22 protein-coding genes are annotated in these 23,953 nt (G+C 43.1%); 14 read left to right on the top strand and 8 right to left on the bottom strand.

What is annotated here, in order from left to right; translation table 11 throughout:
• Positions 1–19: 19 nt before the first annotated feature.
• From NST94_RS16870 to NST94_RS16850, 5 genes are all read left to right on the top strand, one after another.
• Positions 20–1,762, top strand: a complete 1,743-nt coding sequence (locus NST94_RS16870; protein WP_076128319.1) for a sensor histidine kinase — start codon at positions 20–22, stop codon at positions 1,760–1,762.
• Positions 1,763–1,765: 3 nt separating this feature from the next.
• A complete protein-coding gene (locus NST94_RS16865; RefSeq protein ID WP_339281094.1) occupies positions 1,766–3,061 on the top strand; it encodes an extracellular solute-binding protein in 1,296 nt (431 codons plus the stop codon).
• Between the two features lie 142 nt (positions 3,062–3,203).
• Positions 3,204–4,148, top strand: a complete 945-nt coding sequence (locus NST94_RS16860) for an ABC transporter ATP-binding protein (RefSeq protein ID WP_076128324.1) — start codon at positions 3,204–3,206, stop codon at positions 4,146–4,148.
• A 14-nt stretch (positions 4,149–4,162) separates the two neighbouring features.
• The gene (locus NST94_RS16855) at positions 4,163–4,876 is read left to right on the top strand and encodes a hypothetical protein (protein ID WP_076128327.1); all 714 of its coding nucleotides are present in this window, start codon (positions 4,163–4,165) and stop codon (positions 4,874–4,876) included.
• Between the two features lie 44 nt (positions 4,877–4,920).
• Entirely contained in the window at positions 4,921–5,385 is a 465-nt protein-coding gene (locus tag NST94_RS16850; RefSeq protein ID WP_038571625.1) for a hypothetical protein, read from the top strand.
• On the opposite strand, the gene NST94_RS16845 is transcribed toward NST94_RS16850, so the two are convergent.
• The 3 genes from NST94_RS16845 to NST94_RS16835 form a co-directional block, all read right to left on the bottom strand.
• Positions 5,377–6,615 carry a winged helix DNA-binding domain-containing protein gene (locus NST94_RS16845; protein WP_076194710.1) on the bottom strand — a complete coding sequence of 413 codons (1,239 nt, stop codon included), beginning with the start codon at positions 6,613–6,615 and terminating at the stop codon, positions 5,377–5,379. The two genes, NST94_RS16850 and NST94_RS16845, sit on opposite strands and share 9 nt — an antisense overlap.
• Positions 6,616–6,723: 108 nt before the next feature.
• The gene (locus NST94_RS16840) at positions 6,724–8,811 is read right to left on the bottom strand and encodes an ABC transporter ATP-binding protein (protein ID WP_339281093.1); all 2,088 of its coding nucleotides are present in this window, start codon (positions 8,809–8,811) and stop codon (positions 6,724–6,726) included.
• 58 nt (positions 8,812–8,869) lie between these two features.
• A complete protein-coding gene (locus NST94_RS16835) occupies positions 8,870–10,618 on the bottom strand; it encodes an ABC transporter transmembrane domain-containing protein (RefSeq protein WP_339281092.1) in 1,749 nt (582 codons plus the stop codon).
• A gap of 493 nt (positions 10,619–11,111) precedes the next feature.
• On the opposite strand from NST94_RS16835, the gene NST94_RS16830 reads away from it, so the two are divergent.
• Complete coding sequence (locus NST94_RS16830) at positions 11,112–11,429, top strand: HesB/YadR/YfhF family protein (protein WP_036688019.1); 318 nt, start codon at positions 11,112–11,114, stop codon at positions 11,427–11,429.
• Between the two features lie 112 nt (positions 11,430–11,541).
• Here the strand turns inward: NST94_RS16830 and NST94_RS16825 are convergent, their stop codons facing one another.
• Positions 11,542–12,057 (bottom strand): ADP-heptose synthase, encoded by a 516-nt coding sequence (locus tag NST94_RS16825; protein ID WP_076194718.1) that lies wholly within the window; start codon positions 12,055–12,057, stop codon positions 11,542–11,544.
• 122 nt (positions 12,058–12,179) lie between these two features.
• On the opposite strand from NST94_RS16825, the gene NST94_RS16820 reads away from it, so the two are divergent.
• From NST94_RS16820 to NST94_RS16810, 3 genes are all read left to right on the top strand, one after another.
• Positions 12,180–13,928 carry an ABC transporter ATP-binding protein gene (locus tag NST94_RS16820; RefSeq protein WP_076128337.1) on the top strand — a complete coding sequence of 583 codons (1,749 nt, stop codon included), beginning with the start codon at positions 12,180–12,182 and terminating at the stop codon, positions 13,926–13,928.
• 190 nt (positions 13,929–14,118) lie between these two features.
• Entirely contained in the window at positions 14,119–14,637 is a 519-nt protein-coding gene (locus tag NST94_RS16815; protein WP_076128340.1) for a sigma-70 family RNA polymerase sigma factor, read from the top strand.
• The gene (locus NST94_RS16810; protein ID WP_076128342.1) at positions 14,630–15,565 is read left to right on the top strand and encodes a DUF4179 domain-containing protein; all 936 of its coding nucleotides are present in this window, start codon (positions 14,630–14,632) and stop codon (positions 15,563–15,565) included. Before NST94_RS16815 ends, NST94_RS16810 begins: the two co-directional genes overlap by 8 nt.
• 72 nt (positions 15,566–15,637) lie before the next feature.
• Here the strand turns inward: NST94_RS16810 and NST94_RS16805 are convergent, their stop codons facing one another.
• Together NST94_RS16805 and NST94_RS16800 are read right to left on the bottom strand one after the other, a co-directional pair.
• A complete protein-coding gene (locus NST94_RS16805) occupies positions 15,638–16,081 on the bottom strand; it encodes a DUF441 domain-containing protein (protein ID WP_036688009.1) in 444 nt (147 codons plus the stop codon).
• Position 16,082: 1 nt separating this feature from the next.
• Complete coding sequence (locus tag NST94_RS16800; protein WP_036688007.1) at positions 16,083–17,087, bottom strand: YpdA family putative bacillithiol disulfide reductase; 1,005 nt, start codon at positions 17,085–17,087, stop codon at positions 16,083–16,085.
• Positions 17,088–17,266: 179 nt separating this feature from the next.
• Between NST94_RS16800 and NST94_RS16795 the strand changes: the two genes are divergently transcribed.
• The 4 genes from NST94_RS16795 to rsgA all read left to right on the top strand — a co-directional run bounded on the left by NST94_RS16795 (position 17,267) and on the right by rsgA (position 20,744).
• On the top strand, positions 17,267–17,863 hold the full coding sequence (locus tag NST94_RS16795; protein ID WP_339281091.1) for a metalloregulator ArsR/SmtB family transcription factor: 597 nt from the start codon (positions 17,267–17,269) through the stop codon (positions 17,861–17,863).
• A gap of 120 nt (positions 17,864–17,983) precedes the next feature.
• Positions 17,984–18,439, top strand: coding sequence for a DUF3939 domain-containing protein (locus NST94_RS16790; protein WP_036688004.1), 456 nt, complete (start codon positions 17,984–17,986; stop codon positions 18,437–18,439).
• Positions 18,440–18,599: 160 nt separating this feature from the next.
• Positions 18,600–19,271 (top strand): HAD family hydrolase, encoded by a 672-nt coding sequence (locus NST94_RS16785; RefSeq protein ID WP_076128347.1) that lies wholly within the window; start codon positions 18,600–18,602, stop codon positions 19,269–19,271.
• 381 nt (positions 19,272–19,652) lie between these two features.
• Entirely contained in the window at positions 19,653–20,744 is a 1,092-nt protein-coding gene (gene rsgA, locus NST94_RS16780) for a ribosome small subunit-dependent GTPase A (protein ID WP_076133795.1), read from the top strand.
• A 103-nt stretch (positions 20,745–20,847) separates the two neighbouring features.
• Here the strand turns inward: rsgA and NST94_RS16775 are convergent, their stop codons facing one another.
• Positions 20,848–21,474, bottom strand: coding sequence for an FMN-dependent NADH-azoreductase (locus tag NST94_RS16775; RefSeq protein ID WP_076128352.1), 627 nt, complete (start codon positions 21,472–21,474; stop codon positions 20,848–20,850).
• 122 nt (positions 21,475–21,596) lie between these two features.
• Here NST94_RS16775 and NST94_RS16770 point away from each other — a divergent pair, with 122 nt between their 5' ends.
• Positions 21,597–21,824: a hypothetical protein gene (locus tag NST94_RS16770; protein WP_038571602.1), complete on the top strand. Its 228-nt coding sequence runs from the start codon at positions 21,597–21,599 to the stop codon at positions 21,822–21,824.
• 1,817 nt (positions 21,825–23,641) lie between these two features.
• On the opposite strand, the gene NST94_RS16765 is transcribed toward NST94_RS16770, so the two are convergent.
• Positions 23,642–23,881 (bottom strand): hypothetical protein, encoded by a 240-nt coding sequence (locus tag NST94_RS16765; protein ID WP_036687997.1) that lies wholly within the window; start codon positions 23,879–23,881, stop codon positions 23,642–23,644.
• Positions 23,882–23,953 lie beyond the last annotated feature (72 nt).

Below are 23,953 nucleotides of genomic sequence, written 5' to 3'. Positions count from 1 at the left end.
GTGACAAAGGAGAGCCCGGATGAAAGTTTATCGGAATTTGAGTATTAAAATGAAGGTGTTCCTGATGATTGTTCTGATACTGATTCTGATTATATCCATGGCGTTCGGTTCTTTATATTATGCCTACTCTATTTATGACAAGCAGCTTTATGACAAGTCGTATCGGCTGCTTAATTTGTCTTCGACTACGATTGATATGGAGCTTAAAAAGCTGGAATCCATGACTTTGACGATGATTGCTGATCGGCAAATTCAAGAAGGCCTTAAGGAATTGCGCAAAGATGATTCCGATTTTACTGGATATGTTACACGGCAGATGATTGCTGATCGGTTATGGACGCATATCAGTATGGACGAACGTTACATTCAGTCTGTACATTTGATCGATTCCCAAGGGAAGGTCAGCAGATACGGAGAGACGATTCTGTTCACAGAGGAGAAATCGGCACGAATGACCCGAGAGGCAGAAGCGGGGAATGGTGCTGTACGTTGGTTGTATCCTGACGATTCAGATCCGATGCTGGTCATGGTCCGAGAAGTGAGAGCTTATGATCCAATGACGCTAGATAAGCTGGGCACGCTCTATTTACGCATTAATATAGGGAGGTTAGCCCAAGATTACGCTGGTGTGGCCGCAGAAGACAGCGATATTATTTTGAAAGCAGGTCAGGAACTGGTTTATCCTTATCGGAAAGTGGCGGACGGTGTAACAGCGGTTTTACAGCCTTTAAAATCAGGGGCTGGATACGAAATCAAAGAGATGAATGGAGAAGTTGCCTTTGTATCACAGAAGCAATCTTCCTACTCTGGATGGACTTACTACAACTATGTTTCTTATAATGATATTTTTGAAAAAACCATTTGGCTGAAGAATACAATGATCATTGTATTTGGAATTGCGATTGTGATTATAATTGCGCTAGGGATGAGCTTTGCCCGTAATCTGACACAACCGATTCGCTCGCTGATCAGTCAAATGAAAGAGGTTCAATATGGAGATCTGGACAGTATGGATACTAAGCTGATGGCTCCTCCACTTCAGCAAATGGATGAGGTGGGGTTATTACAACGGACATTTCGTCAGATGATAACACAGATTAACACATTGATCAAAGAGAACTATGCCAACCAGCTGATTATAAAAGAGACAGAATTTAAGGCTTTGCAAGCGCAGATTAATCCTCATTTCCTCTATAACTCACTGGATTCGATCCACTGGTTAGCTAAAAAAAGTGAACATGCACAGATTTCGAGCATGGTTGTCTCGCTTGCTTTTCTTCTTCGGTCATCGATCAGCTTGAAACAAAATGTAATCACAGTCGCGCAAGAGCTAGAAATTGTGAAGCATTATATCACTATTCAGAATTATCGGTTTCAGAAACGTTTGGATTTTCATATGGAGATTCCAGAGGTCTTTAATACTGTCTCTATTCCAAAGCTAACCCTGCAACCGCTGTTGGAGAATGCTATTCAATATGGTGTTGAGACGATGATTGAACCTTGTCAAATTCTATTATATGCTGAACCATTTGATGGCAAGCTAGCGATTGTAGTTGAGGATCGTGGCCCCGGAATGGAAGCAGATTTCCTCAAACGATTACTAAATGGGGAAGTAGAGACTAGAGGCACAGGTATTGGCTTGCTTAACATCCGTGACCGGGTCAGACTTGCCTTCGGTGAGGAATATGGCATTTATGTTGAGAGTACGGTTGGGTTTGGAACAAAAGTCAGTGTTCTTTTGCCGTTCCCGCAGGAGGTGTAGGTGATGCGCAGATTCATACTTAGCTTGGCACTGCTATGCATGATTACAACTCTCGGAAGCTGCGGGCAACAAACGGACCTTCCACCAGAGAATGTAGTAGAAAAAATTAACCTCCGGATTGCCTGGTGGGGAAGTGACTTCCGGAATAACGCTACAATTCAGGTTATCCAAATGTATGAACAACAGAATCCTCTGGTGAAAATTGAATATGATTACAGCGCCTTTAATGAGTATTGGAAAAAGCTTGCACCTAGTGCAGCAGGCAATGTTCTTCCAGACATTATCCAAATGGATATCTCTTACCTTTCGCAATATGGAACTTTGAATTTATTGCAAGACTTGTCACCTTATATTAAGAGCGGACTTATAGATACGAGCAGCATCAGCGACAACAATCTTGCCGGAGGTAAACTAGGCGAGCAGCTATATGGTTTTAATCTAGGGATTAATGCTTTGTACAGTGTGTATGATCCAGAAGTTTTTAAGGAGCAGGGAATTGAGCCTCCAGGGACGGATTGGAGCTGGGAGGATTTTGAGCAGATCGGCGTTACTTTAAAGGAACAGGGGAAAGGAATTTATCTGGGAACTTATCTGACGCCAGAACAGTTTTTTGCTTATTATTTACGGCAGAATGGAGCGTCATTGTTCTCGGAAGATGGAATAACCCTTGGCTATAGCGATGATCGCTTGTTTGTAGAGTATTTCGGACGTATGCAGCGTCTGATGCAGGAAAAACTGATTTTCGAACCTGATATCTGGACGTTAGATGTTAACAAACCGGATCAAGACCCTTTTTACAAAGGGGAAGCATTGCTGGGTTGGGGATATTCTAATCAGTTTATTAGCACTGTTCAGCGTTACGGAAAACCGCTGGCTTTAGCCACCATGCCAGGCCCGCACAATGATCGCGGCTTATTCTTGAAACCAGGGATGTTTTTTTCGATTTCAAAAAGCTCTAAGCAAAAGGAGGAAGCAGCAAAATTCATTAATTTCTTTGTCAATAATCTGGAAGCTAATAAAGTGCTTAAGGGAGAACGTGGCGTCCCGGTGTCCTCAGCTATTAAAGAGCAGATGAAGCCATTTCTAGAGCCAGAGCTTGCACAGGTTTTTGAATATATTGACTGGGTGGAGCAGAATAGCAGTCCGATGGATCCACCGGATCCGGTGGGTGCTTCAGAAGTAACTAGCGTATTACGTCAATTATATGATCTGCTTATGTTCAGCAAAATCACTCCTGAAAAAGCTGCCGAACAGTTCCGCCTTCAAGCCGATGAGATTTTATCTCAGAATATAAAATAAACAAAAAAAGGGGAGAAATACTGGATTGAAAGTAAATTTTAGAAAGGGCTGCTATGGCAGTTCTTTCTTTTTTTTGATTCCTAGAAGAGGAAATTCGTAGGGAACCGGAGAATTAACAGTAGATATGAAGGGAGAATGTTAAGTGGCGAACTTAGTAGATCGTAACTTTGCCGGCGGTAGTATAGGTGTTGCTACTTCCCTAATTGAATTAGAGCAGATCAGTAAACAGTATGGACGCCGACCCGTATTGGAGGATGTATCGTTCACTATTGAAAAGGGAACTGTAACTGCTCTGATCGGACGAAACGGATCCGGCAAAAGTACCCTGTTGTCAATCTTAGCTGGACTTGTCCACATTTCCTCAGGAAAGCTGAGTTGTAAGGATCCAAATCTGAGAATTGGTTATGCACCTGAGATGTTTCCAGGGTTGAAGCTGACCCCAGAACAGTACTTACGAAGTATGGGTCAGATTAGCGGCCTTGCGCCAGTCCTGATCGAACAGGAGCTAACAACGTTATTTCAACTTTTTAAACTGGAGCACTTTCGCAAGCAGTCGATGCTAAATTTCTCCAAAGGAATGCTGCAAAAAATTAATTTGATTCAAAGCTTGTTGGGAAGTCCCTCGTTGCTGCTTCTTGATGAACCTATGTCGGGCCTTGATCTCCCCTCAATGAATAAGTTAGCTGATCTTCTCATCGTTTTGAGAAATAAGGGGACTGCTATAGTCTTCTCTGTACATGAACCCCAATGGATTGAATTGCTTGCGGATCAGGTTCATGTGATACATGAAGGGAAAATTGTAAAGTCAATTCAGGGGTCAGAGAAGCTAAACATAAAACCCTCTACATACATACTATTGTCTAATCTGTCGATTCAGAAACTGCAGCAATTGAAGGAAATGGCAGGTTTCATTTCAATAAATACGTTTAAGGATAGTTGTAACATAGAACGTACGGCGTTGACAGTAACAAGTTCAGAATCAGATACTTTTTTGCGGGTTATCTTGGAGTCGGGTGGTTCAATACAATCGGTAGAACCTCGCGGAGGATCGCATGACTTAGAAAAATGGATGAATCCTAGGAGTTGAACAGGGGGTCTTACGTGTATCCGTTTATCGTTTACATGCTGCGAAGTTATACTCGATCTCAGCGTTATTTCGGCCCGTTAGCAGGGATTGTGATTGCAGTCTTGATATTGTATTCTTATAAGCCCAATCCAGTTATGAATAGCTATGCCGCTACAGCAGTAATGCTCTTTATAAGCTGCGCTTGGATGAGTCTTAGTTTTTTGAATCATGAGCACGCTGTTCATCGGCAGATTGCAGTTGTTCACATGCGAAGTGCGGCTAAACATAGTGCAGGTGGTATCTTAACGCTTGCATTTCTAACGCTGCTGCTAGATCTATTGATTGTCCTTTATCCTTGGGTAACGGGTCATTTTGCAGAATCACCCGGGGGATATCGGTTAATTCTCGCGCTCATAGGACATGGATTATTGGGTATGCTTGGTGTGGCTATTGCCCTATTCTTTCAATCTTCTTGGGTTCAAAAAGGCAGTCATGCGACAGGTATGTTGTTAGCTATCGTTATACTATCACTGGGCGGAGCACAAATCAGCGAAAGTTTGCCTGGTATATTTCATTTTTTGATCTGGTTGTTGCCGCCAGTAACTCCTGTAATGGAGGCCATGATGAAAGCTGATACTTTGTCATTAGCGGAGTTGTTAGGTTCCTTTGCACAAGCATTAGTATATATAACACTGCTTATCGGTTTTTATTTGTACAGATCAAGACAGAGGGATTACAACAAAACATAACTTGTATAGATAAAAGGAACAAGGATACAGAAGTGGGGGAAAAGATGAAGGATACATATGTACCTGAGAGTGAACAATCAAAAGAGTTATTCGCCTATTTTGGACTGGCAGTTTATTATGGACAGGCCCTCGAGCAGCAGCTTACCAACTTGCTATTGCTTACTAAGCTATCACAAGGAAAAACGCCAACAGAAGCAGATCTGACAGACCTTTATCAGCGAAAACTCAGCAATTCACTCGGCCAACTCATCAAAGAAATCCAACATCATTTTCCTTTCTCGGAGCAAGAAACCGCTCAGTTGGAGGAAGTATGGAAACAACGTAATTACATCGTTCATGATTACTTTAAAGAGCGTATACAGGAAACCTTTACGCCTGCCGGAAGGGCTAAAATGATTCGGGAGCTGAAACGTTTTAAAAATAAAGCAAGTAGACTTGAAGTTAAACTGCAAGGCTACTGCACAGAAATGTTCACGAAACTTGGATTAGAGGAGGAAAACTTATTGTAATAATCCTTCTAATCCGCAAGCTGTTACAACCTCTGGTCTAAAATGAACCGAAGAAGCTCTAACACAGCGAGAGAGTGCAGTTAAAGCTTCGCCTAATGCCGGAATCATCTCCGGTGTTAGGCTTTCTCCAGGTTCCCACCACCAATTGTTAATATTCAATGTTTGGCTCTTCTTATCCATCACCGGTTCAAATCTGCCAACAAAACGATCATTATATAATATAGGCAGTACATAGTAACCATATTCTCGTTCTATTGCCGGCTTATAGACCTCCCAGCGGTAATGAAATCCGAATAATTGCCGAACCAGCTCACGTTCCCACAACAAATTATCCAGCGGAGCCAAAACGGCCGCAAATGAATCACGTGGTTGAAGCCCAATCTCTTCAGATTCTTGCAGTATCACAGACTCCAAGGTTGGAGCATCTATACTGCGGATATAAAGCGGAACCTTAATCCCCTCGACCCAAACTTTTCTGAGACTATCCTTCTCCAGCAATCTCTGAATCGCCGCCGCACGCTCTTTGCTCTTCAGTCCGGATATGCCCAGCCATCCGTCTCCAGATTTATTCCATAACAAGCCGATACTTCCTATTCTACGTAACACATACCAATCATGAAATTGTTCTTCCGTGACATTTGGATCGGCTGAACTCAGCAGCTCTGAGGGTAACAAACGTTCAGCGAAATCATAATATCGCCGGGTATGTACACGATGGTGGACAACAATCTCTCCCCAAAAGTACATGCTTTCCATTGCAGCTCGTGATAATCTTGTCGGAGCCCAAGCCCAATCTACTTTTTCCTTTCCGTCTAAATCCAGAGAGGAGAGGGGGCCACGCTTCTGAAGCTCTTCACGAACCTGTGCTACAGCGACCATTACAGGCTCATTAGCCTGATGGTGGGAGGCAGCAGCTGTTCTTCTCCGCTTAAAATAAGGCCAATCCTCTGTACAATAAATTGACATGTTCTTGTCCCAGCCATCAACGAGCAGTCTGTCTTCATACAGAAGCTCTTGGACCAGTTCTGGCGTAAATCCCGGAATCCGTGCCTGGAGGACCAGCTCATGATTATGGCCAGCGATATTAAGGGGGTCATATTGGATGCAGCCTACGTGACGAACATAGTCATAAATACTAAGTTTTCCAGAAGGGATAGCTCCAGCAGTTAACTTTTGATGAGATAGCAGAAAAAGCCTGGCTTGTTTCTTAGTCAAATTATAAGTAAGCATCGTTTGCTCCTCCAAGGTTATGTATTAATTTCCATAATACAGAACATCTGTTCTAAGATCAAGCAGGAAAAAACCCTGAATCACAATGAAGTGACTCAGGGTTGTAAATTACATTTTCTCAAGAGAGGGTTGCAAGTTTCCGAGTGCTGGACGGTTGCTTGCGCCAGCGTTATCGTCAGAGCTGTTAGCAGCAGCACCTACTTGCAGCTGGTACATACGGAAGTATCTTCCGCCAAGCGCCATCAGTTCATCATGGCTGCCGCGTTCTACGATCTCTCCGTGATGCAGGACTAGAATCTGATCTGCACTGCGAATCGTGGATAAGCGGTGAGCGATGATGAAAGTGGTGCGTCCTTTTTTGAGAACTTCCAGAGCATCCTGAATGACGCTTTCCGTTTCTGTATCGATGTTGGAGGTAGCTTCATCTAGAATGAGAATAGCTGGGTCAAAGGAGAGAGCTCTCGCAAAAGAAATCAATTGCCGCTGACCCGCAGATAAAGTACTTCCTTTTTCGATGACAGGTTCATCAAATCCTTGTGGAAGATGAGCGAGTAACTTATCCGCACCAACCTCACGCAAAGCACGTTCTACCCGTTCACGGGAAATTCGTTCATCCCCTAGGCTGACGTTCGAAGCAATGGTGCCCGTGAAGAGGTACGGATCCTGCAGCACGATGCCCATGTGATTCCGCAGCCACTGCTTCGGAATATCCGTAACCTTTTGACCGTCAATCGTAATATCGCCTTTTTGTGGATCATAGAACCGGAACAGCAGATTGATGATTGAGCTTTTGCCGGAACCTGTATGACCTACAAGAGCGACAGTTTCACCCGGGCGTGCTTCAAAGGAGATATCGCGCAGGACGTAGTCTTTTTTATAAGCAAAAGATACATTCTTAAATTCCACTTTCCCTTTGTAGCGTGGCATGGAGCCGTCCGTAACATTCTCTCCAGGTTCATCCATAAGCGTAAACACACGTCCCGCAGATACCATAGAAGTATCCAGGTTCGCCAACTGGTTCACCATACCTGTGATAGGCTGGAACAAACGTCCGAGCACATCGACAAAGGCATACAGAACGCCTAAGGATACAAAGGTTGAACCAGTAATACTGCCATGTCCGAAATACCAAAGCACCATCACAAAAGAGAGACTGCGAAGTGAGTTCACCAGATTGTGGGACGTGAAAGCATTCAGATTTAACATTTTATTCTGATATTTCAAGTAATCATCGTTCAGGTTCTCAAATTCTGCACTAAGCTGCTTCTGACGGCGGAATATCCGGACGATTGACATCCCCTGAATCGATTCATTAATAATGGCGTTAATTTCACTTAGACGTGAGCGAATGATCGTATTGTATTTGGTCGCAATTTTGCGATAGAGCACGATCCACAGCACAAGAATAGGTACAATGAACAAGCTGATCAGACCCAGACGGACATCAAGTAAGAACAGAGCGATATACACGCCAGTTATATTGATAATACCGGTGCTGAAATTGGAGAGGACCGCAATGAATAGATCCTTAATCGCCTCGGTATCATTTGTAACCCGCGACACTACCTTACCAGCAGGCAAATTGTCAAAAAAATGAACGGGTAGTCGCTGGATATGCGCGTATACATCTGTCCGCAGCTTCCGGATTACCTGATTCGCCGAAGATTGCAGCCAGTAGGTTTTTCCGAATTCAGCAAAGATGGAGATTACAAGAAAAATAGCATACATTCCGACCAACTGATAGATCCCAGGAAGCTCGGGTTTGTAAAAGCCGAACAGCTCATCGGCCGACAACTTAACCGCCGGATAGATAACTTCGTTATCACCACGGGTGATATGCATCTCTCCATCGATGAACTTTCGTTCACCGTCAGGCTGTGTTACAGCTTCGTTAATAAAATAGAAACTTCTCCCTGCTTGAAGAACACGAATTTCTTGGCCTTTAGTTTCACCGGGCTCAAAGCGATCGCCGCGTTTGTATAAACTATTGTTATATTCAGCCGCCTTATCGGGAGACGTGGTGCTGAAATAGGGCTTCTCGATGGCCAGCATGTGATTGTCGATCATGCTTTTGGCTATAAATGGACCTGCCAGCTCTGCCGCTACCCCGATTGAAAGCAGCAGAAGGGCTGCGATAAAGGTTTTCTTTGCGGTCAATGCATATTCCAGCAGGCGTTTGCCTGTACTTTGTGTCAACCGTGACACCTCCTAAAATGTTTTGCGTAGTCGTAGCTCGTTTATTTATGGTTGTAGTTTAATCATTTGACAAGTTATTTTCGACTTGCTGCCGATCATATTGCTCACGGTACCAGCCATTCAAATCCAATAGTTCCTGATGTGTACCTCGCTCAACAATTTGTCCGTTATCCAGTACAACAATCATGTCGGCATGTTGGACGGCAGAGAGACGGTGAGTAGAGATTAATGTGGTTTTTCCGGCACGTTCATTCCGGATGTTGTCGATAATCTGAGCTTCCGTACGAGCGTCAACGGCTGATAAGGCATCGTCCAGAATAAGAATATCAGGATTAGCGATAAAAGCTCTGGACAGAGAGACACGTTGCTTTTGTCCACCGGAGAGAGATATACCACGTTCACCCACTAGAGTATCCAGACCATCGGACAATGTGCCCAGGTCGTTCTGGAAGGCGGCAGCTGTAATGGCTTGCATAATCTTATCATCATCGGCGTTGTCTAAACCAAACTGAATGTTTTGCCGAACGGATTTGGAGAAAAGGATTTGCTCTTGTGGAACATAACCCATCCAGCTATGCAGCTGATCCAGGGAAATCTGTTGAATAGGCACGCCAGAGATAAGGATTTCTCCATTACCTGTCGGATATTCGCGGAGCAATTGTTTGAGCAGTGTAGATTTCCCGCTTCCTGTACGCCCGACTACACCTAATGTCTGCCCTTGGTTCAGGGTTAGGTTGACATGGGTTAGATTGTCTATCGTCGAAGAAGGATAACGGAAAGTCACATCGTTAAGCTCGATTCGAGTAGGGTGGGGAACTTGTACGGGATGGGCAGCATTTTGAACATCGGGTTTGGAGTTTAACGTCTCGTCGATACGTTCGAGGGAAGCTCCACCACGCTGCATAATGTTGATCAATTCTCCAATAGCGAACATCGGCCATACAATCATACCGAGGTACATATTAAAGGAGACTAGATCACCCAGTGTGATCTGATTGCGGAATACAAGGTAAATCCCATAAGTAAGACCAATAATGTAGCTGAGTCCGACGCAGAAGCGGATGGTTGGTTCGAAGAAAGCATCGACACGAGCTACGGCCATATTTTTGTTGTAAACATCTTCAGTAATATCCGAGAAACGTTTTTCATCAAGACGCTCTTGGACATAAGCACGGATTACGCGCACACCAGAGACAGATTCGAGCACTTGGTCATTCATATCTCCGAACGCATCCTGCGCTAAGCTGTACCGATCATGAATAGCTTTACCATAAAAAATCATAGCTATTGCAATTAGGGGTAATGGTAATACTGCTGCAAGGGTCAATTTCCAACTCACGAGAAAGCCCATCGCAAACAGCACAACCGTGAGGTAGATTGTAGAATCCACCAGTGTAAGCATCCCGAATCCTACGGTAGCTGAGACGGCTCTGATATCATTGGTTGCCCGGGCCATGAGGTCACCAGTTCTATTTTTTTCGAAGAACGAAGGTGTCATAGTCATAAGATGATTCATAAATCGGGAGCGCAGCAGGCGCTCAACAAGGTTGGAACCTCCGAAAAGTTTGTGCATCCATATGTAGGTAATCCAATAAATAACTAGCAGCAAAATGAATATCATGCCGATATATTTGGCAAGCGAAGCTGTAGTAATCGAACCGCGTACTATGTCGTCAATGGCATTGCCTAGCAGACGTGGAGGGAGTAATTCAAGAACGCCCACACCTATGAGTAATATGAGTCCAATCAGGTAACGCCTTTTTTCTCGGCGAAAAAACCAGCCGAGATCGCGAAGAACAGAGAACAAGTAAATCCCTTCCTTTCAGGTTGTAATGATTGCTTGTGATGCTGATAAAAGCGCAAGTGATTATCTCTTCAGCAAACAAAAAAGGCATATCATCCGAAAACGGACGATATGCCTGTAATTTACAGCTATCATGCGCACGGTGCGTTACAGCACCAAGCATGTGAGAGACCTTCAAGAACTAAAGTTATACGGTCCATAAGACTCGCAAAAACTTCAGGATGGCTTAATCACTTGGGCTGCTTCGGTATTCGGTTGAGTAAAAATTCCAACAATAGTAAAATAATATGGCTGTAACTTCGTAAACACCGCGCTCACCCCTTTCATTAATTTGGTAATAACTAGAAGACGTTTAGTTATGTTCAGAGTTTATCATCCGGTTCGCGAATTTGTCAAACTTAATTTTAAATGGAATGGGAAATCATTAATTGCATAAAGTTGTTTGAATATCGACTTATTTTCGTTATGATTAGAATATACAAAGGAGCTGAGAGAAATGAACATGGAAATTAGTCAAGCAGCGGCAGCTTGGTTTAAGAGAGAATTGGACCTTAAGAATGGAGACTATATTCGTTTATTTCCCCGTTATAGCTCGGGAGGTGGACTTCACCCCGGTTTTTCGCTGGGCATTGCTACAGAAGCACCTGGGCGTCCAGCTATTCAGGTCAAACAGGATGATATTGTGTTCTACATGGAGGAGCAGGACTTGTGGTATATGGAAGGTTATGACCTATCTATCGTATACTCTGAGTCAGAGGATGACATTGAATATAAGTACGAACCAAAGCCGGTATCCGGCGAAGTGCAGGTATAGTTGTCTTAATGATTGTTTATTTTAATCAGGAAAAGCCCTTGCCAAAAGGCAGGGGCTTTTCAAATGCTGTCTTTAAAATGAGGGTATTCCAGTTGGAGATACATAGGTGTTATCAGTGCAAATTGCGAGAGGTTTCTTCCTCCAGAGCGAAGTCGAAGTCGTCAATATCGTACACCTGAACTGGAACTCCACCCTCGATGATCCGTTGAATCAATTCAAATTGATCCGTTAGGATAGGTACTTTCTCACGTTGTGAGGACAGCAGAAGCTCTGTTTCGATGGGATCGAAGATCTCACCGTAGGCAGCGGTATCCATACTGTTAATGATGGTGATTTTGGATTGCCCGCCAAGGAGAATACCTGAGCTTTTCGCCCAAGGCACAGCTAAACAGCGGTTGATCTTCTTCGCGTTGAGCGGTTCTTCAAAATAAGCAATGAGCTCACTTATCTTCAACTTAACATGCTTGTCGTCGTCCGGACGGTTCATCAACGGATCATCGCTGTCTCGCAGTTCGTATAGTTCCATCACGGTAGTATAAGGCACTATATATTCTACAGGGCTGCTCGATACGAGAAGCTGGCCGTAAATCGCCATCATGACGGCTTCCGTCACAAATTGTCTAGACATCGTTATCCTCCTGAAGTTCGGTACTGCAATTGTACTTATGATCTAAAATTATAAAAACACTGTAGAGAGCAAAAGTCAACTGTACTTAGCAACTCACTAAAGAGAAGGGACAGAATATTCCTGTGAAGCAATGGAAATCATATTTTACTTTTGTACGACCTTATATGAAATTGATTGTGTTTACGCTGTTTATCGGCATGATCAAATTCAGTATTCCGCTAACACTGCCAATGATTCTGAAATACGTGGTCGATGACCTCCTAATGAACCCGAGCATGGGGATTGAGGAACGGGTATCACATTTGATGCTTATTTTGGGTGGTGCCTTAATTTTATTTGTTATCGTAAGAGGGCCCGTAGAGTATTATCGCCAATACTTTGCTCAGCTTATCACAAGTAAAGTGTTGTTCGATATGCGAAATAAGCTTTACAGTCATTTACAGCGGCTGTCACTGCGGTATTATCAGAATACCAAGGTGGGAGAAGCCATCTCCAGATTTATTAACGATGTTGAGCAGACCAAAAATTTGGTCGAAGTCGGCATGATGAATGTATGGCTCGACACGTTTACACTAGTTTTTGCTTTGGGATTTATGTTTTATTTAAATCCGGTGCTGGCGCTCGTGTCTATCTCGGTATTACCTTTTTACGCAATTGCAGTTAACAAATTGTATAAGCGGCTTAAGCTGTTAACGAAAGATCGTTCCCAAGCTCTGGCTGGCATTCAAGGTTATCTCCATGAACGGATTCAAGGGATATCAATCATCCGCAGCTTTACGATGGAAAAAGTGGATCAGAAGCAGTTTGAGGACATCAACGGTAACTTTCTTAAAAAAGCGATGGCGCAAACCCGCTGGAATGCTATGACCTTCGCAATTATTAATACATTAACGGATATAGCACCTCTTTTGGTCATCGGATATGGTGGTTATCAGGTCATTCATGGCAATTTGACAGTAGGTACCTTTGTAGCTTTCTTTGGCTATCTGGACCGGATGTATTCTCCGCTGCGGAGATTGATTAATTCCTCGACGGTGCTTACGCAAGCCTCTGCTTCTCTTGAACGGGTGCTTGAGCTGCTGAATGAGCCTTATGATATTGTAGACAAGCCGGGAGCAAAAGTGCTAAAGGATTCACGTGGTGAGATTGCTTTTGAGAATGTATGGTTTAAATATAACGAAGAGAATGATTGGGTCTTAAAAGATATTAATCTGAGTATTCAGCCCGGACAGACCATTGCGTTCGTCGGAATGAGCGGTGGAGGAAAGTCCTCCCTTATAAGCTTGATCCCGAGATTCTATGACATCAGTAAAGGCAGCCTCCAAATGGATGGTTATGATATACAGGAATTAACACAGGAAAGCTTGCGTAGGTCTGTCGGCATGGTCCTGCAAGATAATTTCTTATTCAGCGGATCTGTGCGTGAGAATATTTTGTTCGGTAATCCTAATGCCACGGAAGAAGAAGTCATTTCAGCAGCAAAAGCTGCCAATGCGCATGATTTTATTGAGCAGCTGCCACTGGGTTATGAGACAGAAGTGGGAGAACGTGGTGTTAAGCTATCCGGAGGACAGAAGCAGCGGGTTGCTATCGCAAGGGTATTTCTCAAGGATCCGAAGGTTCTTATATTAGACGAAGCTACTTCGGCGCTGGATCTGGAATCGGAGCATTTAATTCAACAAGCGCTGCAGTCTCTTTCTTCGGAACGTACTACACTAATTGTAGCGCATAGACTGTCAACGATTACACATGCGGATCAGATTGTCGTACTTGAGAATGGTGAAATTACTGAACGGGGTACGCATGAACAGCTGATGGCGATAGAGGGTAGTTATGCGCGATTATTTAACGTACAGCATTTAGACGCTTAATATTTTTTTGGAAAAATACTTGAACATCTTAGTGGTCCTCTCGAAAGAGAAGGCCACTTTTTTTGAATTCCAATCAGGGTGGCGGCACACAGTAACTTATACTATGGCAAAAATTCTAAACGGAATCTGAGTCTTTTCGGAGATCATGTGCGTCTAAAGCTTATAAACATCATGAAAGGAAGTGAGGAACGTGAATAAAACCACGCTTGAGGAAAAGGCGATAGCAGGTGATGAAGACAGCTTTACTGCGCTTATTGACGGCATGCAGGAGCGTTTATACCGAATGGCCTACTCCTATGTGCGGAATCAAGAGGATGCACTGGAGATTGTGCAGGAGACCGTCTTCAAAGCCTATATCTCCATTCATAAATTGAAGCAACCGCAATATTTTAAAACTTGGCTCACCAAGATCGCTGTCAACTGTGCGCTGGACTTTATCCGTAAATCTAAAAAAATCGTGTATATAGATCAAGAGCTGGGAGGCAGCTATGCTCCGAAATCTAGGGAAGAAGTTATGGACTTGCATGAAGCGCTCAGCGGCCTTGATGAAAAATCAAGAATGGTGATTGTGATGAGATATTTGGAGGACTTGCCCATAAAGGAAATTGCAGAGGTTCTCGATATGCCCCTGAGCAGTGTCAAAACCGTTATTTATAGAGGTTTGGAAAAATTAAAAATAAGTATGGAGGAGAGTGAGTACTTTGGATAAGCAACTAGAACGTCTACAGCAAGCCTATAATGAGATTGAAATTCCTAAAGAACTATCATTCGCTTCTCGTAAAGGAATTGAAAGAGGGAAAATCTATAAACAAAAAAATAGTTCTTCAAAACGTGCCTTGAAATGGACAGGATCAGTAGCTGCGGCTGTATTGATTTCTTTTACGGTGGGTGTAAATACGGTTCCTGCTTTTGCGAGTAGTATGGATCAAATACCGGTTCTAGGTAAGCTGGTCAGTGTTCTGCAATTTACGGAAGGAAGTGCAGGCGGTGGAACCATTCAGGATGGAGTAGATGTGAACTTTATATCGGTGAAACAATTGAAGAATAGCGATCAATTGATTTTGAATTTTGCAAATCCAGATGAAACACAACAGTTAGCAAGCTCATATAACGTAAAGTTTACGGAAAATCCGGCAACAATGACGATTACAGTAAGTGGGGCCAGAAAATTCTCAGCAGTCAAAGATCTGGAGACATTAAAACAAAGCCGATATGTTCAGGATGCTTATCCACTAATTACGCTAGATGATTCGGCTATTCGGTTCAATGTCACGCTTACGGACTCGGTTGCTTATGAGGTAAAGGAATATAAAGAGCCAGCACAGGTAGTGATTACGTTAAAAGAGAAAGGAGACGAAGTAAAAGGGGGCTCTGTATATTCGTTAAGAACGGTCTCACAGCCTTCTGGTGAGGCGCTGGGTATGGCTGAAGAGATGTTATATGGGTTAGAGGATGTGCGGATGTTAAAGGATGAGAAAGGCTTATATCTCGTGGAAGCAGGATATTTTAATACAGAAGAAGAGGCTTTGAAGCAGTTGCAGAAAATTAAGACAGAGTATGGCGTTGAAGATTTATTAGTCGTTGAAAAAAGAGCGGTGCAGCAAATTCCGCAGTCCATTTCTCAGGTGGAGGAATAGAGAGAAAGATGGTTGTATAAAAGGCACAATAAAAAAGACCGCCAAAAGCGGTCTTTTTTATGTGCTGTTCTATTACATTTTGCCGATCATAAGTGATAAAATGCCGGCTGCGATCAGCGGACCGACCGGAACGCCTTTAAATAACGCAACCCCGATCACCGTGCCAATCAGTAGACCTGCAACAACTGTGGGTTGGTTGGTCATGAGCGTAGCACCGCGGCCTCCAAGAAAAGCGACAAGAATGCCGATAGCGATAGCAAGCAAGGACTTCCAGTGCAAGAAGGATTGACCGACTGTCTGCAGTGATATTTTGCCGCTGGCTAATGGGGTCATGACCCCGATGGTCAGGATGATAATCCCGATGGTTAAGCCGTATTTTTCTAGCCAAGGAAAAGTTTGCTGTAAGCCAAGTACTCTTAGCAGTAATAGGACGACCATTGCTATTGTTACAGGGGAATTGCTGCTGATAATTCCGAGCGCTGCAAGTCCAAGCAAAAGCAAAGAGGTCATGTCCATCTTAATGTTTCAACTCCTTAGGATTAGAACTTTCTTTTGACACAATGTGATCTGCAATAAGCTTACCATGCCCTCTTCCGGTCTCAATAAACACTTCGTTAGCATTGCGGCCGGAGGCGATTACTCCAGCAACATACAACCCTGGAACATTACTTTCCATGGTAGAGGTGTTAAAAGCAGGCTTATCCATGTCGTCATCCATGATCACACCCGCTGAAGTGAGGAGGGTACGGCTCGGACGGAAGCCAGTCAAGGCAAGAACGAAATCATTATCCAATGCTTTCTTGTCCCCCTTATGATCCGTAACAATTACTGAGCTTGCAGTAATTTCAGTGACACGCGAGCCTAAGTGCAGAGTGATTTTCCCTTTTTGCACCATGCCTTCAAAGATTGGCCGAACCCAAGGTTTAATATTCTCTGAGATGCTTTCACCACGATATACCATATCTACCGTAGCTCCTACACGCATAAGCTCCAGTGCTGCATCTACTGCGGAATTACTGCCGCCAATTACAGTTACCTTCATTCCCGTGTAAGGATGGGCTTCACCGAAATAATGAGTAACTTTAGGTAGTTCTTCACCTGGAATGCCAATCATATTCGGCTGATCAAAATAACCTGTTGCTATAACTACATTTGCAGTGATACGTTTCTGATGCTCACCACGCATATTTGACGTATGTACGGCAAAGGTTCCATCTTCAAGCGGTTCAATGGATAATGCTTCTTCATAAGCGGCGATCTCTAGACCATATTGCTCGGCGGCTCGGCGATAATAGACAAGCGCTTCATGACGGTAAGGCTTGTCGTTGGTCGAAGTGAAAGGAACATCCCCGATTTCTAATAACTGAGCCGTACTGAAAAATTGCATATTTGTTGGATACAAATAAATGGAGTGCACAATAAAGCTTTTTTCAATAATAAGGCTGGACAGGCCTTGGCGTTGGCATTCGATAGCTGCCGAGAGGCCGCAAGGACCTGCACCGATAATAATGACATCTTTCATAAAGCGGGTTACCTCCTGATTGTTACTATCTTTTCTTTAAATCCTACCCTAAATTCATGAATTTTTCCATAAGAGCAGATTGAGTATAATAACCATTGCAAGAACAACGTTGATTATTATATAATTAGATATATATCTAATGTATCAATGTATTGTGAAATTCTAGGAGCGTGAACCCAGTGCAGTTGGAGAAAATCGTGAGTTATCATAAAGCTTTAGCTGATCCAACGCGTCTTCGCTTATTGTTGCTTTTGTCCCAAGGAGAAATGCACGGGCAAGCGCTGGCTGAGAAGTTGAATTTATCGCAGCCTACAGTCACTCATCATGCGGCTAAATTACGTGAAGCGGCTCTAATAAAGGAAAGACGCGACAAAAATACAGTTTACTTTAAGTTGAATCCGGAGTTTATCAATAATGGGGCTGAAGCTTCACTGCAATTTATTTTTTCGAAAGGAGCTGAGAATATGGAAGAGCAATTGCCTGAGAATAGTCTCCAGGATACTGTAATTCGTAATTTTTTCTCTAAAGATGGCCGGCTGCGGCTAATTCCCGCACAATACAAGAAGAAATTGATAGCGCTTCAATACATGGTTGAGAAGCTAGAGCCAGGTGTTGTTTATACGGAAAAGGAAATCAATGAGTTTATTAAGCAGTTTCATGAAGATTTTGCCACTATTCGTCGTGAATTCATCATGCATCAGTTTATGTATCGTGAGAAGGACAAGTATGAACTAAATCCTCGAGAAGTATGGACTCGGTGGGAATATGTCAAATAATGATCTTTTAAATATTAACATTCTGTGTCGATTTGAAATGTACTGATTAATTATTCGAATTTCGAATAAAATGGAATTGTAAGCGTTATCTGAGACATATTTAGAAAGGAGACTTTCGTTATGTTATTTAAACGCACAAAAAAGCAACCCAAATCAGATCATGTAACCGTCACATTACCTCAAGTGAAACAGGCGATTCGAAAGTTCGAAGAAGATATGCCTGGACCTATTAATAGAACAGCATTAATCTTAGAGGACAAAAGAATCGATATGAGTCGTCTGAAACGTTATTTAGGTGGAATACCCGAACGGAATTTCTATATGTCTCGAGAGACCTATGAAATTTTCGAGGAAGAAGACAAGTTAGTGCCGTATTATCTGGATTTAGTTCAGGCTGCTGTAGACAGTTATATTAGTGATACAGGCAAGCTACCGCTGCTTGAAGACACCTGGTTGCCAGAGGTTCATTATCGGTTGTTATCTACAGAAAGTTATCTGAAAGAAACACCTCCTTTTCCGCTGTATATTACGGATGAAGAAATGATGCTGACCCATCGGGCAGAGCATTTCGAGTAAAGGAATGACGCAGATATGAATCTTCACAAAGACTGTTCAGTAAAAGGGAAGCCACAAATCCTTTTTGTTGAATAGTCTTTTCTTTGTCTCTAAAGGCATAGTACAATTACATTCTGTAGGTTAGGTTTGAAAATTAACAGCATGTAAGGGGAATTGCTTGATGAAGGAAGTACAGGCTATTTTATTTGATCTGGACAATACTTTAATGGATCGCGACTATACATTTCGCAGCTTTAGCACTCAGTTCGTGCAGGATTTTCTTGGGCATCTTGAACCTGCGGAAGCGCAGGCCGTGATCGAGGATATGATCCACAGAGACGCTGATGGCTACCGTGATAAAGACGGATTTTTTTTAGAACTTAGTGAGATCCTGCCTTGGGAAAAGCCTGTGACGGCTGAACATATCCGAGCGTATTATGATGCGAGCTACATCAATCATGGTGCAGCCATGGAGCATGCTTTGGAGGTTCTGGAGTATTGCGTGGAGCGTGGATATACTTTGGGGCTGGTCACCAACGGTAAAAAAGAAATCCAGAACACCAAAATTGATATTCTCGGCCTGCGAGAGTACTTCAAGGCTATAGTTATATCTGGAGAAGTTGGCATTGCGAAGCCTGATCCTGCGATTTATCAATTAGCTTTAGACAGGCTGGGTGCCTCTGCGGATCAAACCTTGTTTATAGGGGATCATCCGGTAAATGATATCTGGGGGGCAGGTAAGGCTGGCCTTGAAGGGATATGGCTGCAAAGGAAACATCCTTGGGATGATCAGCTGGACATCCAACCTTGGAAAATGATCCGTGAGCTGAAAGAATTAAAGGCTATTTTGTAATCTGGAAAATTTGGGGTTGACATTTTACTGCTGCACCAATTATGATAACAGCATCTTAAATTTCGGAAGGAGACGATGTTTTATGACAGTTTTAAATGTAATGAACTCAACTGTTGTGGATACGTGTCTTCCGGGAACAGCTGCTGCCGAATAATTGATTCGGGCAGTTTAGCAGGTAAGCTCAATTACGCTTATTAGAGCCACCGGGAACCGTATAGGGTCCGGTGGCTTTTTTGCGTGTGTAGAAAGATTGGATTTGGTGTAATAAATCCACATGTCTATATACCGCCGCCGGAGTCTTTATTTCCGGCGGCTTTTTGTGTTCTCGGAAAACGCCAAGGGGCAAGAAAAAACATAAACATATCTTTTAGGAGGAAATGAATGAATAGCATAAAGCAATATGGTTGGAATGAAAACTGGAGTACAAAATGGAATGAAAAGTGGAGTCATGCAGAGGATAAACAATTTATTCCCGGGAGAATCGTTGGTGACTTTGGCAGTAAGTACAAGGTGTTAACTGATGTAGGAGAGACGTGGGGAGAGCTTGCCGGGAAGCTGAGACACACATTTGTAGCCTCGGGTGATTTTCCTGCCATTGGAGACTGGGTAGCATTGGCGATGCAAGATGGCGGCGAGCATGGAATCATACATGGCGTATTGCCTCGGCAGAGTGTGATCTCACGCAAGGTCGCAGGAAATACACAAGATGAGCAAATTGTTGCTTCCAATGTAGACACGTTATTTCTGGTTAGCGCGTTGAATGATGACTTTAATGTTCGCCGGATGGAGAGATATCTGATCATGGCTTGGAATAGTGGGGCAAATCCAGTTATTCTACTCACTAAAGCGGATCTTTGTCCGGATGCAGACAGTAAAATCGCTGAAATGGAGAGCGCGGCTCCCGGAGTATCAGTACATGCTGTTAGTGCAATACAAGATGAAGGACGCGAGAAGCTGCTGCCTTATATTGGTGAGGGTCAAACAGTAGCTCTTACGGGCTCTTCCGGTTGTGGGAAGTCGACAATGGTCAACTGGCTATGCGGGAAGAACCTTCAGATTACGCAGGATGTTAGAGAAGGGGATAGCCGCGGACGTCATACTACTACCCACCGTGAACTGTTTGTTTTGCCGGATGGGGGGATTATCGTAGATACACCGGGGATGCGGGAGCTGCAGCTCTGGGAAGATGAAGGTGGTCTTGATCTAGCGTTTAGTGATATCAGCGGTCTAGCTTCTAAGTGCCGGTTTAGCAACTGTAGACATGAACGCGAAGAGGGCTGTGCTGTACTGGAAGCAGTCCAAACAGGTGAACTGGAAGAGAAGAGACTATTCAACTACCGAAAAACACAACGAGAAGTATTGTACCAAAATAATAAAGAAGCCAAGCTTAAGAGAAAAAGCGCGGCTTCCACTAAAGTGAGTTCATCCAGAACCAGAGGATACGGATGGCGTAAAGAGCTGGATGAATATTAAAAAGAATTGATATAACGGCATAGACATTGAAAAAGGGCGCCCCTTAGCTTTTGACAGCTAAGGGGCGCCCTTCATTATTGAATTGAATCTAAACGGTTATGGTTTAGAAGGATGCAGCAGTTTCCTTAGCCAGTTGCAATCCGTTTTCAATGATTTCAGCGGATTGTGCTGGAAGTTGGTTGTGGCCTTCGATGATTACTTGTGTAATATCTTTAATTCCCCACAGGTTAAGGTTACCAACGATGAAGTTTACTGCCATTTCAGCACTTGCTGCAGGACCTTCAGAGTAGATACCGCCTCTTGCATTCAGAACGATTGCTTTTTTACCTGTCAAAAGACCAACTGGACCTTCAGCAGTGTAAGAGAATGTTTTACCAGCTTGGCAAAGGTAATCTACATAAGTGTGCAATACAGCAGGTACAGTCATGTTCCACAGTGGGAAACCGAATACTACCTTATCTGCAGCGATGAACTGATTAAGATATTTATTAACGATAGCGGCACCAGCTGCTTCCTCAGGTGTTGCTTCGTATCCTTGAGCGGCTTTATACATACCAGTGATCAGGGTATTGTCGTAGTATGGAAGTTGCTCTGCGAACAGATCAAGCTCAGTGATTTCATCTTCTGGGTGGTTGAGTTTGTAGCTCTCCAAGAATTCATTGTACAGCTTAACACTTACGGATTGTTCTGCTGGACGGTTGTTTGCTTTAATAAATAGAACTTTAGACATTATGATTTCTCCCTTGCATGTGTGTATTTAATATTAACTATATTTAATATAGCATGTAATCTTTTGTTTGTAAATTATTTTTTTGTTCTTGAAATTTGTTTGCGCTTAAGGAGTTTGAAAAAATGAAAACAAGGTTAATAGGTGATACAAGAGAACAGGAAATAATTTCCTGTCTCTATAAGTTCCAGAATGATCTAAAAGGAGCGATTGACATGTCCATCGATCGGTTTATCATTAAAAAATTGGACAGCTGTCACGAAGAGCATACGCGTCAGAATTTAGTGAAGCTATTTAGACTTCGAATCCAGAAAGCTGAAAAAGCAGAGCAGAAGAATTACAAGATCAGCTGATAATTGCTGAGCTCTTCTTAATAGTAGATTTTTCGCTGAACGAGACAGAGTCCTTGGGTTAAAAAAGTCCGTAAATATAGCAGAGCAGTGATCCTCCCGTTAAGGGGGGATCACTGCTCTGCGTTTTTTAGTCCTGGCAGATTGCTTCAGCATAAAGGGTCAGCAAATGAAAGCCAACCTACGACAAACGTCACTTTTGGCAGGTGATATAGTAGGGTCAGGCCACCCGCTACATCTAATCTGCTAACCAATGCAAAGTCATTTGTTGAGTAACATACCAAGTCAACTGCTAAGTTACACACTGAGTCAGTTACACGCCAAGTTAACGGCTAAGTTACTAACTGAGTCACATAACTAGTAACGTGTAGGTTACTAACTGAGTCACACATTAAGTCAACCGCTAAACGACTTACTAAGTCACACAACAAATCTCCCGCTGAGTTACCCACTGAGTCACACACCAAGTTAACGGCTAAGTCACCTCACTGACTAACACAACTAATCACCCGCCGAGTAACTCACTGAGCTACACACCAAGTAACACCAAGTCACCCGCCGAGTAACCCACTGAGCTACACACCAAGTTAACGGCTAAGTCAGACAACAAATCACTCGCTAAGTGACCTTCCAAGTATCCTCAGCGGCCAACGGACTCAGATGACGCTATATACGAATTTTTAGTCATTAGAGCAAAGTTTCGGACTCCAGCGCAGCTATTCAGCTTTTTGAGGTCGATAATTAGTGTTTTTCGCGCCAATAGTGACTCTGGGGTCCGATAGGATTCCAAATGAGCCCAAAATTTATGTTTAAGGTCAGCTGAGTCCGATAGAATCGTACTATGAGTTCGAAAGTAGTGGCTATGAGTTCAAAAGCAGCGACTAAAGCTCCGACAGTAGCAACTATGTACACGATAATAGCAACTAAAGCAAACTGAGTTTCGAATTTAGATTACTGCGGACTCAGATGACGCTATATGCGAATTTATGAGCATTAGAGCAGAGTTTCGGACTCCAGTGCAGCTATTTAGCTTTTTGAGGTCGATAATTAGTGCTTTTTCGCGCCAATAGTGACTCTGGGGTCCGATAGGATTCCAAATGAGCCCAAAAGTTACGATTAAGGTCAACTGAGTCCGAAAGCATCCATCTATGAGTGAGAAAGCAGTGGCTATGAGTTCAAAAGCAGCGACTAAAGCTACAACAGTAGCAACTATGTACACGATAATAGCAACTATGTACACGACAATAGCAACTAAAGCAAACTGAGTTTCGAATTTAGATTACCGCGGACTCAGATGACGCTATGTGCGAATTTATGAGCATTAGAGCAGAGTTTCGGACTCCAGCGCAGCTATTCAGCTTTTTGAGGTAGATAATTAGTGTTTTTCGAGCCAATAGTGACCCTGGGGTCCGTTAGAATTCCAAATGAGCCCAAAAGTTACGATTAAGGTCATCTGAGTCCGATAGCAGCCGGCTATGGGGATGGCCGGCAAGCAGAAATCCAAACGTGCCATGAAATAGCACAAATCAGTACAAAGTGGCATCAAGCAGAACCAAGTAGAACCAAGCAGAACCAAGCAGAACCAAGCAGAACCAAGCAGAACCAAGCAGAACCAAGCAGAACCAGCGAACCAAGGTCCCTGACTTTGAGAGTTGAAGCTATGTTTGCGCAAATAGTATCTAAATCAAACGGAGTGTCATTTTGGATCAAGTTTAGCTTCAAAAAGACAACGGGTCCAAGCTGCACCACTTGGATACTTAGGACGTTCCTTATTAGAAAGCTGAGGACAGCAATGTTGTGACAAAAAAACTACCCCTCCATTAATAGAGGGATAGCGCCAATGAATCATTTTCACTGTAACTGTGCAATATAGCTTCAGAGCCTTTAATTTCGATACTAATCAGAGAATTGAGGCATTTCTGGAGGGCACTTTTGCCCTTTTGAATTTTGAGCTCCAGCGTACTGTTAAGTAATCTAAGTACTTTTTGAGTGGGCTGTTTATTTTCTGTTGTGAAATACACAGGTACAAGTTTGTTCTGAAATGTGATGAGCATTCTCATTTTGAAATCACCTCGCTACAAGTATTTCATGTTAATGATCATACCCCTTGTTTCTTAATTTTACCTTAAAAT

The organism is Paenibacillus sp. FSL H8-0282 (assembly GCF_037963825.1).
Lineage (GTDB): Bacteria > Bacillota > Bacilli > Paenibacillales > Paenibacillaceae > Paenibacillus_AQ > Paenibacillus_AQ odorifer.
This window is presented reverse-complemented; position numbering and strand designations above follow the sequence as displayed.